The sequence below is a fragment of the Paraburkholderia sp. MM5482-R2 genome (assembly GCF_050436125.1).
GTDB lineage: Bacteria > Pseudomonadota > Gammaproteobacteria > Burkholderiales > Burkholderiaceae > Paraburkholderia > Paraburkholderia tuberum.
The window spans coordinates 2,598,150-2,614,661 of the sequence record NZ_JBNDLP010000002.1 but is presented as its reverse complement, the minus strand read 5'-3'; the positions used below and the strand labels follow the sequence as shown (position 1 = coordinate 2,614,661).

17 protein-coding genes are annotated in these 16,512 nt (G+C 66.7%); 10 read left to right on the top strand and 7 right to left on the bottom strand.

Features of this window, described 5'->3' with window-relative positions; genetic code table 11:
- Positions 1-68 precede the first annotated feature (68 nt).
- From OKW37_RS14895 to OKW37_RS14885, 3 genes are all read right to left on the bottom strand, one after another.
- Positions 69-1,802, bottom strand: a complete 1,734-nt coding sequence (locus tag OKW37_RS14895; protein WP_184056737.1) for a ClcB-like voltage-gated chloride channel protein — start codon at positions 1,800-1,802, stop codon at positions 69-71.
- Between the two features lie 112 nt (positions 1,803-1,914).
- A complete protein-coding gene (locus OKW37_RS14890) occupies positions 1,915-2,652 on the bottom strand; it encodes a glutathione S-transferase (protein ID WP_090805317.1) in 738 nt (245 codons plus the stop codon).
- Positions 2,653-2,853: 201 nt separating this feature from the next.
- Entirely contained in the window at positions 2,854-3,933 is a 1,080-nt protein-coding gene (locus OKW37_RS14885; protein ID WP_429355677.1) for a YeiH family protein, read from the bottom strand.
- A gap of 132 nt (positions 3,934-4,065) precedes the next feature.
- On the opposite strand from OKW37_RS14885, the gene OKW37_RS14880 reads away from it, so the two are divergent.
- The 8 genes from OKW37_RS14880 (at position 4,066) to OKW37_RS14845 (ending at position 12,099) form a co-directional block, all read left to right on the top strand.
- Positions 4,066-4,959 carry a LysR family transcriptional regulator gene (locus OKW37_RS14880; protein WP_184022703.1) on the top strand — a complete coding sequence of 298 codons (894 nt, stop codon included), beginning with the start codon at positions 4,066-4,068 and terminating at the stop codon, positions 4,957-4,959.
- A gap of 236 nt (positions 4,960-5,195) precedes the next feature.
- On the top strand, positions 5,196-5,990 hold the full coding sequence (locus OKW37_RS14875; protein ID WP_429405635.1) for a sugar phosphate isomerase/epimerase family protein: 795 nt from the start codon (positions 5,196-5,198) through the stop codon (positions 5,988-5,990).
- A gap of 153 nt (positions 5,991-6,143) precedes the next feature.
- Complete coding sequence (locus OKW37_RS14870) at positions 6,144-7,127, top strand: sugar kinase (RefSeq protein ID WP_260334880.1); 984 nt, start codon at positions 6,144-6,146, stop codon at positions 7,125-7,127.
- A gap of 123 nt (positions 7,128-7,250) precedes the next feature.
- Positions 7,251-8,540, top strand: a complete 1,290-nt coding sequence (locus tag OKW37_RS14865) for an MFS transporter (RefSeq protein WP_184056724.1) — start codon at positions 7,251-7,253, stop codon at positions 8,538-8,540.
- Positions 8,540-9,505 carry a 2-hydroxyacid dehydrogenase gene (locus OKW37_RS14860; protein WP_429405637.1) on the top strand — a complete coding sequence of 322 codons (966 nt, stop codon included), beginning with the start codon at positions 8,540-8,542 and terminating at the stop codon, positions 9,503-9,505. The genes OKW37_RS14865 and OKW37_RS14860 overlap by 1 nt, the downstream gene beginning before the upstream one ends.
- Positions 9,506-9,559: 54 nt before the next feature.
- On the top strand, positions 9,560-10,654 hold the full coding sequence (locus OKW37_RS14855; RefSeq protein WP_429405639.1) for a LacI family DNA-binding transcriptional regulator: 1,095 nt from the start codon (positions 9,560-9,562) through the stop codon (positions 10,652-10,654).
- 83 nt (positions 10,655-10,737) lie between these two features.
- Positions 10,738-11,637, top strand: a complete 900-nt coding sequence (locus OKW37_RS14850) for a YhfC family intramembrane metalloprotease (protein WP_184056716.1) — start codon at positions 10,738-10,740, stop codon at positions 11,635-11,637.
- A 96-nt stretch (positions 11,638-11,733) separates the two neighbouring features.
- A complete protein-coding gene (locus tag OKW37_RS14845; protein ID WP_184056713.1) occupies positions 11,734-12,099 on the top strand; it encodes a DUF3022 domain-containing protein in 366 nt (121 codons plus the stop codon).
- Positions 12,100-12,139: 40 nt separating this feature from the next.
- Here the strand turns inward: OKW37_RS14845 and OKW37_RS14840 are convergent, their stop codons facing one another.
- Together OKW37_RS14840 and OKW37_RS14835 are read right to left on the bottom strand one after the other, a co-directional pair.
- Positions 12,140-12,577 (bottom strand): PGDYG domain-containing protein, encoded by a 438-nt coding sequence (locus tag OKW37_RS14840; RefSeq protein ID WP_184056710.1) that lies wholly within the window; start codon positions 12,575-12,577, stop codon positions 12,140-12,142.
- A gap of 266 nt (positions 12,578-12,843) precedes the next feature.
- Positions 12,844-13,353 (bottom strand): Spy/CpxP family protein refolding chaperone, encoded by a 510-nt coding sequence (locus OKW37_RS14835; RefSeq protein ID WP_184056708.1) that lies wholly within the window; start codon positions 13,351-13,353, stop codon positions 12,844-12,846.
- Between the two features lie 355 nt (positions 13,354-13,708).
- Between OKW37_RS14835 and OKW37_RS14830 the strand changes: the two genes are divergently transcribed.
- Positions 13,709-14,167: an Lrp/AsnC family transcriptional regulator gene (locus tag OKW37_RS14830; protein WP_090805298.1), complete on the top strand. Its 459-nt coding sequence runs from the start codon at positions 13,709-13,711 to the stop codon at positions 14,165-14,167.
- A gap of 257 nt (positions 14,168-14,424) precedes the next feature.
- Positions 14,425-15,522 carry a saccharopine dehydrogenase C-terminal domain-containing protein gene (locus tag OKW37_RS14825; RefSeq protein WP_429405642.1) on the top strand — a complete coding sequence of 366 codons (1,098 nt, stop codon included), beginning with the start codon at positions 14,425-14,427 and terminating at the stop codon, positions 15,520-15,522.
- Positions 15,523-15,638: 116 nt separating this feature from the next.
- Here the strand turns inward: OKW37_RS14825 and OKW37_RS14820 are convergent, their stop codons facing one another.
- Together OKW37_RS14820 and cydX are read right to left on the bottom strand one after the other, a co-directional pair.
- Positions 15,639-16,220 (bottom strand): AAA family ATPase, encoded by a 582-nt coding sequence (locus OKW37_RS14820; protein WP_184056703.1) that lies wholly within the window; start codon positions 16,218-16,220, stop codon positions 15,639-15,641.
- Positions 16,217-16,363 carry a cytochrome bd-I oxidase subunit CydX gene (gene cydX / locus OKW37_RS14815; protein WP_184056699.1) on the bottom strand — a complete coding sequence of 49 codons (147 nt, stop codon included), beginning with the start codon at positions 16,361-16,363 and terminating at the stop codon, positions 16,217-16,219. Before cydX ends, OKW37_RS14820 begins: the two co-directional genes overlap by 4 nt.
- Positions 16,364-16,512 lie beyond the last annotated feature (149 nt).

Genomic DNA, 16,512 nt, shown 5'->3' with positions numbered 1-16,512 from the left:
CGGCGGGTCTGTCCATTGTAGAGAATCCGCGGCGCTTTGCATCGCGCCCCGCGAAGCCTTCGAAAGCTCTAGCGCGACGGACTCATGCGGAAGTACGCATCGAGCAGCGAGGTCTTATAGACGACGCCGGCGAGCTTCGGATGCGCGGTGCTTTCGATCACCGGCAGCCGCTCGCCCTGAAACGCCATGAAGTGCTGTAACGCGATGGCGAGCGACATGTCCGGCGTCAGCACGTCGAAATGCGGCTGCAGATAATCGGCGGCGGTTTTCATCGACGTTTCGCGCCGCTCGAGCAGATCGGACGTGATGTCCTTCAGCGCGACCACGCCGAGAAACGCGCCCGAGTCGTTCGCGACGTACAGATACTTGACCGGATACTCGAGGAACACGCGCGTCATGTCGTGCACGGTCGCGTTCGGCGGCACGACGGTCTGCGCGGGGCGGATCAGCTCGCGCATCTGCGTCGCGCGCAATCGCGAGCGCTCCTGCTCCTCGCGATTGCGGCGCAGCGTGATCTCGTACATCGAGGTCTTGCCGATCGCGCGAGCGATGAAATACGCGACCACGCACGACAGCATCAGCGGCAGCACGACCTGATAGCTCAACGTCATCTCGAAGATCATCAGGATCGCCATCAGCGGCGCCTGGGTCGCGCCCGCGAGGAATGCGCCCATGCCGACCATCGCATAGGCGTAAGCGGCCGACGTCGCATGCGGCCACAACGCGTGCATGCCCTGGCCGAACAGCGAGCCGACCGCCGCGCCGACGAACAGCGTCGGCGTGAACACGCCGCCCACCGCGCCGGAGCCGGCCGTCGCCGCGGTCGCCGCGAGCTTGCAGACGAGCACCAGCAGGAGCGCGGACCATGTCCACGGCGAATGCAGGATCGAGTTCACGACGCTGTAGCCGTTGCCCCACACCTCGGGCTCCGCGACCGAAATGATGCCGACCACGAGACCGCCGAGCGCGAGCCGCACCGGCAACGCCACCGGCAGCTTGCGAAAGGCCGCCTTCGATGCGTTGAGCAGCCGCAGAAACTGCGGCGCGGCCGCGCCGCACAGCGCGCCGAGCGCGACGAACAGCAGCACCTCGGGACCGGTCACGGTCGGAAACTCCGGCATCTCGTAGGGCGGCTTGTAGCCGGCGAACTCGCGCATCGTGATGTTCGCGACGACCGCCGCGACCAGCACCGGCCCGAAGCTTTCCATCGCGATCGAGCCGAGCACGATCTCGGTGACGAAAAACGCGCCCGCGATCGGCGCGCTGTACGCGGACGTGATACCGGCCGCCGCGCCGCACGCGACGAGCAGGCGCAGCCGCGGCGGATCGAAGTGGACCCAGCGGCCGATCAGCGACGAGGCGAGCGCCGCGAGCTGCACCATCGGACCTTCACGACCGATCGAACCGCCGCTCGCGATCGTAAACAGCGACGACACGCTGCGCCACAGGCTCAGGCGCACCGGCACGACGCCGTCGCCGATCGCGACCGCTTCCATGTAGTCGGTGTGCGTTTTCGTGTCGGCGTGACGCTGCGCAATCAGCAGGAAAATGCCGGCGACGAGACCACCCGCGGCCGGCAGCCAGATGCGCATGGTCCACGGTAGGCTGCGCGCCATGTCGACGAAGCTGCCGGAGCGGCCGGCAATCGCCAGCTGCAGCAGTTCGATGCCCTTGCGAAACACGATGGTCGCCAACGCGCCGGCAATGCCGACCACAACGGCCCAGACCAGCACCGTATGGGCTTCTGAGAGGCGGAAAACGCTTTGGGCGCGGGTGCGCAGCTTCAGCAGGAATGAAAGCACGTCGTCGGTACGGGGCGTGAAGGAAGGTTGAAAAAACCGCGGCGCAACAGCAGCGCGCCCGCCTCGAATGGCGGGCGCGCGGCGGCGAGCGGGCGGAGGCGGGCGGCGCGGTTCAAGTCGCCGCCTTGTCGAGTTCAGGATAGTGCCGGAAGATGCAGCTTTCGTTATGGCCGATGCGCCGGTCCGAGTCCAGATACGCGGCGATGTTCGGTCTTGCGATCACGGCGTCGTGCAGCGCGGCGAGCCGCGGATAGTGCTCGCCGAAGCGCTTCAGCGCGCGCGGAAACGCGTACAGCAGACCGTCGATCAGCTGGAACATCGACAGGTCCACATAGGTCAGCGTGTCGCCGACCATGAAGCTGTCGCCGGCCGGATTCTGCGCGAGCACGCGCTCGAAGTACGACATGAACTTCGGAATCCGATGGTCGATGAAATCGTGCGCGCGCACCTTCGCCGCGTCTTTCTGCTCCTCGTAGTAGAGGCCGCTCGCGAGCGGATGGTGGGTGTCGTGCGCTTCGGTGACGACGTCGGCGATCGTCAACTGCAGGCCGTTCGCGACATAGCGCAGGCTGTCCACCTCCGGCGCCAGCTTGAGCCGCGGGCCGAGATAGAACAGGATGTTGGCGGTCTGCGCGATCACCAGATCGCCGTCTTTCAGAAACGGTGGCGCGAACGGCGGATACGGCTCGTCGGGGCTTTGCATCACCGCCATCATCGCCTTGGTGCCAAGGCCCTTCGAAGGCTTGCCGCGCGCGACTTCGACATAGTCGACGCCGGCTTCCTCCAGCGCGAGCCGCACGAATTCGCCGCGGCCTTGCAGGCCATCCCAGTAGTACAGTTCCAGGCTCATCGATCGATCCTCATTCCGGTCGCCCGGACGCGTCGCGGCAAGGCGGTTTCACCGCTGCCATCGGACGTCGCGCACGGGCGGGTTGGGGGGCAAAGTTCGCAGCAACGAGTATGCCGTGTGATCGGCCGGGATGGTGCGCCAGAAAGCGCAAAACCCCGCGCGCGGCGGGGTGTCGGGGAAGGCGGGAGAGCCGGCGACGGCTTAGTGGAACAGGTGCTGGACGGTCCATGTGATGCCGAGTCCGCCGGCGATCAGCCATACATACAGAATCAGGCCGGTGGTCAGCGCGCGCGGACCCGCTTCGCGAATCTGCGAGAAGCGCGTTTCCATGCCGAGTGCGGTCATCGCCATCGTCAGCGCGAAGGTGTCGAACAGGTTCAGCGTCGAGGTGGCGCTTTCCGGCAGCACATGCAGCGAGTTGATCGCCACGCAGGCGAGGAAGCCGAGTGCGAACCAGGGGATCGCCAGCTTGCGCGGGGCGGCGCCGTCCGTGCCGCCATCCGTCGCGCCGCGCGTCGCGCGGTTCACCCACAGGCCGACCACCAGCAATACCGGCACGAGCAGCATCACGCGGGTCATCTTGACGATCGTCGCGATGTGCGTCGCTTCGGGGCTCACGTTGCTCGCCGCGCCGACCACCTGCGCGACCTCGTGGATCGTGCCGCCGAAGAACAGGCCGGCGCCGACCGTGTCGAGATGCAGCCAGCCTGCGTTGAACAGCACCGGGTAGAGGAACATCGACAGCGTGCCGAACAGCACGACGCTGCCGACCGCCATCGCGCTCTTGTGCGGCTTCGACTGCAGCGTCGATTCGAACGCGAGCACCGCGGCCGCGCCGCAGATCGCGCTGCCGGCCGCCGTCAGGAGCGCGGTGTCGCGATCGAGCTTCATGATTTTCATGCCGGCCCAGGTGCCGATCACGAGCGTGCTGACGACGATCAGCACCGACTCCGCGAGACCCGGCAGGCCCACCTGGGCGATTTCCTGCAGGCTCACACGCAAGCCGAAGAACGCGACCGCGATGCGCAGCAGCTTGCGCGCCGAGAAATTCACGCCGGCCGCCCAACTGACCGGCATGCTGTCGCGCAGCGCGTTGCCGTAGATCGCCCCCGCGACGATGCCGACGATCAGCGGACTCAGGCCAAGGCCGGCAATCGCCGGAATCGCCGCGATGCGCGTGACCGCGGCGGCGAACAGCGCGACGAACAGTACGCCGTTGAGCTGGCCGCGGGTGGACAGCGCGGGGGAGGCGGCGGCGAGCGGGGCGGTGGGTGTGGACATGATCGGTGGTTTCGTAACGGACTTGCGTGGGACTGCATAAGCAGCAATGGGGCTAATCCTAAATTAGATATATCGATATGAAAAATCGTGATTTAGAATGTGAAGTATCGGCTCAACGGATATTTAATCGAGATGACCCCGGATCAACTTATAACGTTCGCCGCCGTCGCTGAGCATCGCAACATCAGCCGGGCGGCGGTGGCGCTGCATCTGTCGCAGCCGGCGGTGTCCGGCCAGCTGAGGCAATTGCAGGACGAGTTCGGCGAGCCGCTGTATCAGCGCGATGGCCGCGGGGTGCGGCTGACGCCAGCCGGCGAACAGCTCGCCGCCTATGCGGCGCGGCTGCGCGACACCTGGCGGCAGGCGCATGCCTATCGCGACGCGCTGCGCGGTCTCGAACAGGGCACCTTGCGGATCGGCGCGAGCACGACGCCGGCGAGCTACCTGCTGCCGTACCTGATCGCCGAATTCCATCGCCGCTATCCGCACGTGAGCGTGCATACCGCCAACGGCAACACGGCCGAGATCGTCGGTGCGCTCGGCTCGGTCGACATCGCGATGATCGAGGGTCCCGCCGGCGCCGATCTGCCGCCGGACACGGTCGTCCATGCGTGGCGCGAGGACGAAATCGTCGCGATCATGCCGCGCTCGCATCCGCTCGCGCAGGCGGACAATGGCGGGCGCATCGAACTGGCCGCGTTCGGCGCGTATCCGCTGGTGCTGCGCGAGGAAGGCTCGGGCGTGCGGCAGACGGTCGAGCGCGAGTTCGCGCGCGCGGGCGTGCCGATGCGCGTGGCGCTCGAAATCGCGGGGGTCGAAGGGGTGAAGGAGGCGGTGCGGGCGGGGATGGGTGTCGGTTTCGTGTCGGCGATGTCGATGCGGCATGAGGACGGTGCGCTGCGGCTCATGTCGCTGAGCCCGCAGCCGCTGACGCGGCGGCTGTCGATTCTGGTGCCGCATGCGAGCGCGCCGTCGCGGGTGGTCGAGCAGTTTCTGGCGATGTGCGTCGCGGACGAGGGCGGCTGATTACCGCGCTGGCAGCGTATGGGGTCGAGAATCCGAACCCGCGCGGGGCGCTGCCGTGGCCGGCGCGCTTCGCTTTACGCTCGCCGTATGCCGGCCGCGCCTGGGGATTTCCTCTATGGTGCGCGATGGCTGTCCCGAGCACCATTCGCACATCGCAGCGCCTCGGCGCTTTTTTTCGAAGTTTGGTTGGAACCGGTTCCAAAAGCGGTTTCGCTTCAGAATTGCGTGAGTTGGATATGGCTGATGCAGTGGAGATCGTGGTCGTCGCCAGCGCGTTCGGTGTGAACGCCGTGCGCGCCGACGGCCATCTGAAATGGGCGCAGGCGGCAAAGCGCGCCGGCGCAGCGGGTTTCGAAGTGCGCCGGGAGCTGTTCGCGAGCGACGCGGACGCGGACCCGCAACGGCTGCGCGCGCTCGGCGCGGCGTTGGCCGATCTCGGGCTGTGGTCGGTGTTCTCGACGCCGGCATCGTTGTACGCGGTGGACGGCCAGCTCGATACCGACGCACTGCGTGTCGCGCTCGATCAGGCGGCCGCGCTCGGCGCGCGCTTCGTCAAGCTGCAACTCGGCGGCTTCGCGGGCGAGGCTCACGGCGCGGCCATCGTCGCGCACGTCGCGAGCGGCTCGGGCACCACGGGCGGTGCGCAGCCACGGCTCGTCGTCGAAAACGGGCAACTGGCGCAGGGCGGCTCGCCCGGGCAGTTCGTCGGGCTGTTCGATGCGCTCGCGCGTGAAGGCCATGCGGGCGTGCTCGGCATGACCTTCGATACCGGCAACTGGGCGTGGCTCGACGTCGCGCCGCTATCCATCGCGCCGCAGCTCGCGCCGTACGTCGAGTACATCCATTGCAAGACCACCACGGGCGAGGGCGCGCGGCGCTTTGCGAGCGCGCCGGCCGAGGATGACGCGCCATTGCGCGCGCTCCTCGACCGGCTGCCGCGCGAGGTGCCGCGCGGCATCGAGTTTCCGTTTGATCCGAGCCGGATCGACGCGGATGCCGCGCGTTATGTGAGCTGGCTTGCGCGCGTGTAGACGCGCGACGCGGCATCACGAAGCGCCTCGGTCGAAGCCGTATAGCAGACGAGGCGGCAACTCAGGCAGCAACCCCGGCAGCAACCCAGGCAGCAAAGAACGCATTCCACGCAACACGAATCACCGCATCAGAAGCACCACCAGGAGCCCAGCATGACGCACCCTTACCCCGCGCTCGACGTGATCACCTACGGCGAAGCGATGGCGATGTTCGTCGCCGCCGAAGCCGGCCCGCTCGCGGGCGTCGGGCACTTCACGAAGCGCATCGCCGGCGCGGATCTGAACGTCGCGATCGGCTTGTCCCGACTTGGCTTCAGGGTGGGCTGGATGAGCCGCGTCGGCGACGATTCGTTCGGCCGGTACGTGCGCGACACGCTGACGAAAGAGGGCATCGACCAGCAATGCGTGAGCACCGACGCGCGCCATCCGACCGGCTTCCAGCTGAAGTCGAAGAGCGACGACGGCAGCGACCCGGCGGTCGAATACTTCCGCAAGGGCTCGGCGGCGAGCCATCTGTCGCTCGACGACTACCTCGCCGATTACGTGCTGCCCGCGCGTCATCTGCATCTGACCGGCGTCGCCCCGGCGATCTCGGCAAGCTCGCGCGAACTCGCATTCCACCTGGCCCGCGAAATGCGCGCTGCAGGCAGGACGATCTCGTTCGACCCGAACCTGCGTCCGACGCTGTGGCCCTCGCGCGCGGCGATGGTCGAAGGCTTGAACGCGCTCGCCGCGCTCGCCGACTGGGTGCTGCCCGGCATCGGCGAGGGTGAGATTCTGACCGGCCACACGCAGCCGGAGGACATCGCGAAGTTCTATCTCGAGCGCGGCGCGCGCGGCGTGATCGTCAAGCTCGGCGCGCAGGGCGCGTATTACCGCACCGCGACCGATGCCGCGACGATCGCTGGCCGGCCGGTCGCGAACGTCGTCGATACGGTCGGCGCGGGCGATGGTTTCGCGGTCGGCGTGATCAGCGCGCTGCTCGAAGGCCGCACGCTCGCGCAGGCGGTCGCGCGTGGCAACCGGATCGGCGCGCTCGCGATCCAGGTGATCGGCGATTCGGAAGGTTTGCCGAGCCGCGCCGAACTCGACGCACTGGAGCTGGCCGAGGTACCGGACATCGCAAGCGCGGCCTGACGCGGATCGGACCGCATCGATAGCGCTGCATCCACAACCAGCATCGACGACAACAAGAGCGCCCACAGCGCGCCCAGATTTTTTCATCATTGATTCGGGACGACGCCGTCCAAGGAGACTTCCATGACCTCATCGCTTGCGATTCGCCGTTGGTGGACGATCATGCCGATCGTGTTCATCACCTACAGCCTCGCGTATCTGGATCGCGCGAATTTCGGCTTCGCGTCGGCGGCCGGCATCAACCAGGATCTCGGCATCAGCAAGGGGCTCGCGTCGCTGATCGGCGCGCTGTTCTTCCTCGGCTATTTCTTCTTCCAGATTCCGGGTGCGATCTATGCCGAGCGCCGCAGCGTGAAGAAACTGGTGTTCTGGAGCCTCGTTCTGTGGGGCGGCTGCGCGGCGTTGACCGGCATGGTCAGCAACATTCCGTCGCTGATGGCGATCCGCTTCCTGCTCGGCGTCGTCGAAGCCGCGGTAATGCCGGCGATGCTGATCTTCATCAGCAACTGGTTCACCAAGAGCGAGCGCTCGCGCGCGAACACGTTCCTGATCCTCGGCAATCCGGTCACGGTGCTGTGGATGTCGGTCGTGTCCGGCTATCTTGTGCATTCGTTCGGCTGGCGGCACATGTTCATCGCCGAGGGCGCGCCCGCGATCATCTGGGCGATCTGCTGGTGGTTCCTCGTCAAGGACAAGCCCGAGCAGGTGTCGTGGCTCACGCAAGAGGAAAAAGACGCGCTCGCGCAGACGCTGCGCGCGGAGCAGGCCGCGATCAAGCCGGTGCGCAACTACAGCGAGGCGTTTCGCACGCCCGCGGTCATCAAGCTGTGCGCGCAGTATTTCTGCTGGAGCATCGGCGTGTACGGCTTCGTGCTGTGGCTGCCGTCGATCCTGAAGAACGGCTCGTCGTTCGGCATGGTGGAAACCGGCTGGCTGTCGGCGCTGCCGTATCTGGCCGCGACGATCGCGATGCTTGCAGCTTCGTGGGCATCGGATAAACTCAACCGCCGCAAGGTGTTCGTGTGGCCGTTCCTGCTGATCGGTGCGATTGCGTTCGCGGCGTCGTACGGGCTCGGCTCCGCGCATTTCTGGGTCTCGTATGCGCTGCTCGTGATCGCGGGCGCGGCGATGTACGCGCCGTATGGACCGTTCTTCGCGATCGTTCCGGAACTGCTGCCGAAGAACGTCGCGGGCGGCGCGATGGCGCTGATCAACAGCATGGGCGCGCTCGGTTCGTTCGTCGGCTCGTACGTGGTCGGCTATCTGAACGGCGCGACCGGGTCGCCCGCGGCATCGTATGCATTCATGAGCGTGGCGCTCGTCGCCGCGGTGATCCTCACGCTCGCCGTCAAGCCGGCCGCCGCCGAACAACGTGGCTCCGCTCGTCCCACCGTCACAAGGAAAATTAGCTGATGAACAAGATCGTCGCCTGGAAGTCGCTGCCCGAGGATGTGCTCGCCTATCTGCAACAGCATGCGCAGGTCGTGCAGGTCGATCCGTCTCAGCATGATGCGTTGGTCGCCGCGCTGCGCGACGCCGACGGCGGCATCGGCGCGAGCGTGCAGATCACGCCGGCGATGCTCGAAGGCGCGAGCCGGCTGAAGGCGCTGTCGACGATCTCGGTCGGCTACGACCAGTTCGACGTCGACGACCTCACGCGCCGCGGCATCGTGCTCGCGCACACGCCGGACGTGCTGACCGAATCGACCGCCGATACCGTGTTCTCGCTGATCCTCGCGTGCGCGCGGCGCGTCGTCGAACTGGCCGACTGGGTCAAGGCGGGGCAGTGGCGCACGAGCATCGGGCCCGCGCAGTTCGGGCTCGACGTGCAGGGCAAGACGATCGGCATCGTCGGCTTGGGTCGGATCGGCGGCGCGGTCGCGCGACGCGCGGCGCATGGCTTCAACATGAAGGTGCTGTATACGAACCGCAGCGCGAACCACCAAGCGGAGCAGGCGTATGGCGCGCGGCGCGTCGAGCTGGCTGAATTGCTCGCGCAGTCCGATTTCGTCTGTCTGCAGGTGCCGCTCACGCGAGAGACGCGGCATCTGATCGGCGCCGCCGAACTGCGCGCGATGAAGAAGAGCGCGATCCTGATCAACGCTTCACGCGGCGCGACCGTCGACGAACCGGCGCTGATCGAGGCGCTGCGCAACGGCACGATTCACGGCGCGGGCCTCGACGTGTTCGACACCGAACCGTTGCCTGCCGACTCGCCGTTGCTCGCCATGCCGAACGTGGTCGCATTGCCGCATATCGGCTCGGCGACGCACGAGACCCGTCATGCGATGGCGCTCAACGCGGCGGAGAACCTGGTCGCCGCGCTCGACGGCACATTGACGACCAACATCGTCAACCGTGAAGTCCTGGCGAAGTGATTCGCAGGGCGGCGCGCAAGCTCCCGTCCTCGGACCGGCACGAGCGATGAGCGAATGAGCACGACCCCGCCCCCGGCCAGCATGCCGCCTGGTCCCCCGAGCGCGCCGACGCGCCGCGCGACCATCACCGATGTCGCGCGTGAAGCCGGCACCGGCAAGACCAGCATCTCGCGCTATCTGAACGGCGAGTTCAGCGCGCTGTCGCCCGAGCTGCGCGCGCGCATCGAAGCCGCGATCGCGCGGCTCGACTATCAGCCGAACCAGATGGCGCGCGGCCTGAAGCGCGGCCGCAACCGGCTGGTCGGCATGCTGGTCGCCGACCTGACCAATCCGTACTCCGTCGAAGTGCTGCAAGGCGTCGAGGCCGCGTGCCACGCGCTCGGCTTGATGCCGCTGATTTGCCACGCGGCGAACGAAGTCGAGATGGAGCGGCGTTATCTGCAACTGCTGACCACGTACCGCGTGGAAGGTGTGATCGTCAACGCGCTAGGCGTGCGCGAGGAGACGTTGCGGCCGGTCGGCGACGGCGGGATTCCGGCGGTACTGGTCGATCGGCGCGTGGAGGGGCTGGTCGCCGACATGGTCGGTCTCGACAATGGCGCGGCCGCCGCGCTCGGTACGCGGCATCTGCTCGAACGGGGCTTCGAGCACATCTGGTTCGTCGTGCAGCCGTTCGAGCAGGTCAGCTCGCGGCAGTTGCGCGTCGAAGCATTCGATCGGGCGATGCGCGACGATGGCCGCGCGCGCGGTCGTACGCTGGTGCTCGATCTCGCCGATGCAACTGCGCTCGAGCGCGGTCTCGCGGAGCTGGATCGTGCGATCGACTCGCCAGGCGGGGCCGGTGCCGAGCCCGCCGGCGCCTCCCCACGCGTCGCGCTGTTCGCGGCCAACGCACCGGTCGCGTTGCGTCTCGCGCTGCATCTGAACGCGCGTTACGGCGCGCACTGGCAGAGCCGCGTCGCGCTGCTTTCCATCGACGATCCGGAGTGGGCCGAGCTCGCCGGCATCACGACGATCCGCCAGCCGACCTACGACATCGGTTATCGCGCGGTCGAATTCCTGCACGAGCGCATCGAAGGCGCGCAGACGGGCGCGCGCGACTGCCTGCTGCCCGGCGAGCTGATCGTGCGTGCGTCGACCGCACGCTGATTTCCGGCCAATCTGCGATGATGCGGGCTGCGGCGCGCAGCGGTTGCGCGCCGGGGATTGCAAGGAACCCCGCAAGGATACTCATGGTCGTGCCACCGCTTACCCTCGCGAGCCTCGCGCTCGCCACGCTCGTCATCGCCGCTTTACCGTTTCTGATTTACCGACAATTGCGCCGTCCGCTCGCGCTTCGGCCGCGCGACGCGATCGCCGGCGTCGCGGTGTTCGCGCTGTTCGCGATGGTCATCGAGCGTGCACTGCACGACTATCTGTTGCGTGGCAACGAGACGACCGCGGCGTTCCTTTCGCAGCCGCTCGCGTTCGTCGTCTATGGTGCGCTGGCCGCGGGCGTTTGCGAGGAAGTGGGGCGGTTCGTCGGCATGCGGCTGCTCATGAAGCGCGCGGCGGCGCGGCCGGCGGTGCGCAAAAAGGCGAACGTCGACGCGCCCGCCGGCGTCGCTGCAAGCGCGGGCGCGAGCCCCGCCGCCAGCACGACCGCCGACACGCGCACCGCCGCATTGCGCGCCGACGATGGCGCCGCGCTCAGCTACGGCCTCGGCCACGGCGGCGCAGAAGCGTGGATGGTCGGCGTGTTCGTGCAGTTCCAGTGGCTCGTGTTCGCGGTCCTCGAAAACCGTGGCCGGCTCGGCGATTACCTCGGCAATCTGCCGGCCGAAGCGGTGATGCGCGTGCATCTGATTCTCGCGAGCCTGACGCCGCAACTGGCCGGCATTTTCGCGCTCGAACGCGTCGCGGCGCTGGTGTTCCAGATCGGCCTGTCGGTGCTGATGTGGCGCGGCGTGCGGGCCGGCTCGCGCGGCATCCTGCCGCTCGCGATCGGGGTGCACGCGCTGATCGACGTGCCCGCGGCAATGACGCAGGCGCGGCTGCTGCCGCTCGCGGCGGCCGATACGATCTATGGGGTGGCGGCGGTGTTCGTCGCGGGACTGCTGATACGGACTTACCGGCGGCCGGCGGCGGCGTGAGCGGATGAGCCGCTGGACAGCAGGCGCCTCGCTATCCCTTCAGCGTTTCTCTAAAATGCGCCTACGTTTCAGGACCTTCTTTTCCCGGCAGCCTTCATGGAAGCTTACCAATACGACTGCGCGCATCCGGAGTTCGACGAGCTCGCGCGCGTCATCAGCGATCTGTTTCCCGAGCAGACGCAGTTCATCGAGCGTGCCGCCGACGATGGCACGCCCACACTGACGGTTCACTGGGTAGCAATGCGCTTCGGTTCCACCGCGCGCCGTATCGTGATGACGGTCGCGATCGCGCCGGCGGCGCTCGCGCGTTATCGCGCGATGCCGGCGCGGTTGCGTGGCCGCAGCTTTGCGGTATTGCGCGCGTACGTCGAAGCGAGCCTGGGCTCGCTCGAAGAAATGTACGCGAATGGCGAGGCGGTCCCGCGCGAAGTCACGGTCGATCTCGGCGACGAGTTCGCGTGACGCGCGAATGAAGCGCGAATGAAGCGCGGGCGAAGCGGATTCAATCCGCGAGCCGATAGACCTTCGCGAAACGCGCGGCCTGCACGACGCCGTAGTCGCCGGGCGCGTACTGCATGACCCAGTCGCCGGCCGCGCCGTGCAGCACGTCGCCACCGCTCGCGCAGCGCGCGAGCGAGAAGGACTCGTCCATCTGGCGGGCGAGTACGACCGCCGGGCGATTGCGGTAGGCGCCGGCTTCGCCGTGCGCGAGCGCGGCGTCGGCGGGCAGGTACTTCGCATCGAAGCGCTCGCGCGACACGACCCAGCGCTCGCCTGTCGAGCCGGTGATCAGCGCATCGCCGCGCACATAGCGGTTCGGGCCTTCGAGGCTCATCAACTGGCCTTCGGCGGCGGCGAATTCGACGCTTACCGTTTCGTCCTTGACGACGCGTTGGGCGTGCGGATCGTCACGCAAATCGAGATTCCTGAGTTCGGTCATGAAGCGGGTGGAAGATTAGGGGGGGCGAGCGTTGCGGCGAGACTTGCCGCTTTGCGGCGATCGTGCGTCGAGTCGCTGGGACGGGTAGCCGGCCCAGACAGCGCGCCCCCGAATAATGCCAGATGCATGAGCCGGGCGGGGGAGGCGAAAGGCTGAGGCGTGGTGAGAAAGCCGCTGTTCGGGCGCCATCGGAATTGCCGAAATCAACCGCGTCCGAACGGACCCTCGACCGCAACGGGGCAACCCCCGCCGCGGGCGCTCTTTCATTACGGCTTGACAGTCGCGTCGCTCGCGGCTGCCGCGGGCTTGCCGCCCTTGCCATGGTGGCCGCGATGATGACCCTCGGGGCCGCCCTGGTGGAACGTCGCGTCGGCGAGCTTCTTCTGCTCCGGCGACAGGCTGCTATACAGCGGATCGAACGCATCGACGAGCTTCTTCATGCCGTCCGCATGCGCCTGCGCGATCGTTGCGTACTGTTTCATGTCGTCGAGCGCGCTCACGTTGGTGGCCGCCTTGCGCTGCTCGAACAACTGGCCCATCGTTTCGCCGTTGCTGCGCATGACGTCGGCGAACGCCTTCCATTGCGTTTCCTGCGCGGGCGTGATCTTCAGTTGCGAGTGCAGATAAGCGATGCGGTCTTCGACGTTGCGTTCGTGGCCGGCCTTGGCCGCGGAGGCCGAGGCCGTGGTGTCCGGCGCGGCGGCCGGCGCGGCGGTTTGGGCGAACGCGCCGCCCATCGAAACGGCCGTAGCCAGCATAACCAGTGCTTTTTTCATCGAAACTCCTGATGTCTGTTCGTTATTGAGACACGGCGCGCGGCGAGCGTCTTGCCCCGCGCCAGCGGCGAATGGCGCCGCACCGCAAGCGGCTGCCGCATTCGCCCGGCGCCGCTATTAGTAACACGTTAACCCTACAATACGGTGCGTGTGCGACAAACGCTTACAACCGAAACGAACGCGAAACGGCTCGCGCCTGAGCGGCAATCGCGCCGACATACTGCGCCGAGGCCGCCCCACAGTGTGCCGTGCATCTGTGACCGTAGCGCGTGACATGGCGCCGCTGCGTGCAGACGCGCGATAATCCGCGACATTCCACACCAACTTCATTCCACACCAACTTCCTTCCCCTTCGATGAGACCTCCGCGCCTCGACCAGCTCGACGACCTCGACCGCAACCTCGTTGCACTGCTGCAAGCCAACGCGCGCGAGAGCGTCGCGAATCTTGCGCGGCAGCTCGGCGTCGCGCGCACGACCGTGATCGCGCGCATTGCGCGGCTCGAGCGCAGCAACGTGATCGCCGGCTACAGCGTGAGGCTTGGCCAGGACGTGCTCGATTCGAGCATCGTTGCGTATGTCGGCATCATCATCGCGCCGAAGCACGGACCGGCCGTGCAGAAACGCCTCGGCAAAATGCCCGAAGTCCAGATGCTGTGCGCGGTCAGCGGCGAGTTCGACTACGTGGCATGGCTGCGCGCCGATTCACCCGAGCGGCTCAACGATCTGCTCGATCAGATCGGCGGACTAGAGGGCGTCGAGCGGACCACGACGTCGATCATTCTCGCGCGCAAGATCGACCGCGGCACGGTGTGAGTCGGCGCGCGGCGTAACCTCTTCGCGAGTGCTGCGAGAGTTCATCGTTGACGCCTTTTTTACGCTGTTTCGACAAATCGTTTGACCGATTCGTCAGAACGTCGAACCGCATGGTCATACCGCAGCAGTTTGCGCGTATGAACTGTTTTTGCTTCTTCCTACACTGTCATTCAGGGGTTCGGCCCGCAGGCGCCGCGCGCAACACGCGGCGCACTTCCCAAGCTCAGAGACAGCACATGGATAACAAGGAGAAGCAGATGAAAGTAGCTATCGTTGGCGCAGGTCTGATCGGTCACACTATTGCCCATATGCTGCGCGAGACGGGCGACTACGAAGTCGTCGCGTTCGACCGCGATCAGCACGCGCTCGACAAGCTCGCCGCCCAGGGCATTCCCACCCGCCGCATCGATTCCGCCGACGCCGCCGTGCTGCGCGCCGCGATCCAGGGCTTCGACGTGCTGATCAACGCGCTGCCGTACTACCTCGCGGTCAACGTCGCATCGGCCGCGAAGGGCGCGGATGTCCATTATTTCGACCTGACCGAGGACGTACGCGCGACGCACGCGATCCGCGCGATCGCCGCAGATGCCGATCACGCATTCATGCCGCAGTGCGGTCTCGCGCCGGGTTTCATCGGCATTGCCGCGCACGAGCTCGCGAATCGCTTCACGGAAATCCGCGACGTGAAGATGCGCGTCGGCGCGCTGCCCGAGTTTCCGACCAATGCGCTGAAGTACAACCTGACGTGGAGCGTCGACGGCCTGATCAACGAGTACTGCCAGCCGTGCGAGGCCATCCGCGATGGCCGCACGCAATGGGTGCAGCCGCTCGAAGGCCTCGAGCATTTCTCGCTCGACGGCACCGAGTACGAAGCGTTCAATACGTCGGGCGGGCTGGGCACGCTGTGCGAAACGCTGGCGGGCCGCGTCGAATCGCTCGACTACAAGTCGGTGCGCTATCCGGGTCATCGCAACCTGATGCAGTTCCTGCTCGAAGACCTGCGTTTGTCGAGCGACCGCGATACGCTGAAGACCATCATGCGCCGCTCGGTGCCGTCGACCGCGCAAGATGTCGTGCTGGTGTTCATCACCGTGAGCGGCATGCGCGACGGTCAGCTGGTGCAGGAGGTGTTCACGCGCAAGATCTTCGCGAAGACCGTCTGCGGGGTGCCGATGAGCGCGATTCAGATCACGACCGCCGGCGCGATGTGCGCGGTGCTCGATCTGTTCCGCGAGCGCAAGCTGCCGCAAAAGAGCTTCGTGCGCCAGGAGCAGGTGTCGCTCGGCGATTTTCTGGCGAACCGCTTCGGCAAGTTGTACGAAGGGCAGTCGCTGGAGGCGATGGCGACCGTTTGAGGCCGGCATGGCTCGCGTCGAATGAAAATCCCCGTACGTCGCCGACGTACGGGGATTTTCCGTTTTTCAGCCATCATCGGACCAGCGCGGCACTCGCCAGACAGAAGGGAGGGCCGTCATCCAGCCACGATTTGCGCGACGAGCGCTTCATGGTCCGCCGAACTGGGCGCGGTATTGTCGAACATCAGCAGACCCTCGCGGCTCGCGCCGCTCGGCTCGAAGCGCCGCCGCCGGTAGTCGTCCCAGTGCGCGAGCTTGTACGCATCGTTGGGATTCGCGCGCGCGACGATCCGCTGCCGCGCCACGTCCTCCGAGGTCCGCACCCACACGACACGCAACCTCACGTCCGACGCGACGCCGAGCCACGCATGATCGAACAGCCGCCGCTCGCGCACCTCGCGAGACAGCGGGCCGACGACCAACGCGCTGATGCCGAGTTCGAGATTGTCGCGCGCCGTATCGATGAGGCCGCGATACTCGGGGTCGCGCAGATGCTGCAGGAAAAGAGGGCTGTCGCGATCGTTCGGATTGCCGGTCAGCATCGCCATCGCGGCCGCGCTATAGCCGCCGTACAGCGTGTCCTTGTCGAGCAGGCAGAAGGGGGTGCCGCTCACTTTCATCAGCGGGCCGAGCAGTTTTTTCGCAAGCGTCGTCTTGCCCGTGCCCGCATGACCGCAAAAGAAAACCAGAGAAGTCACGCAGGCTTGTCCTCACGCGGCGCGGCGGCGTCATCGGGGCGCGGGTCGCGCGCGAACGTGCCGTTGGCCTCGAGCCACATCACGTTGATGATGCCGAAGCCGAGCGCCACACCCACGCCGAGAATCCAGGTGAAATACCACATCGCAGTCTCCTTGATCGAGCGTCCGGCGACGCGGATCGACAGGCATGCCGGCAACCGACAATGGCCAGCCGCGAGCGCGGCCGCCTGCACCGATCATGAAGAAGAACGCCGCGCCATGCAAGAGGCGCGGCGCCCGAGCTCCGTGCGCC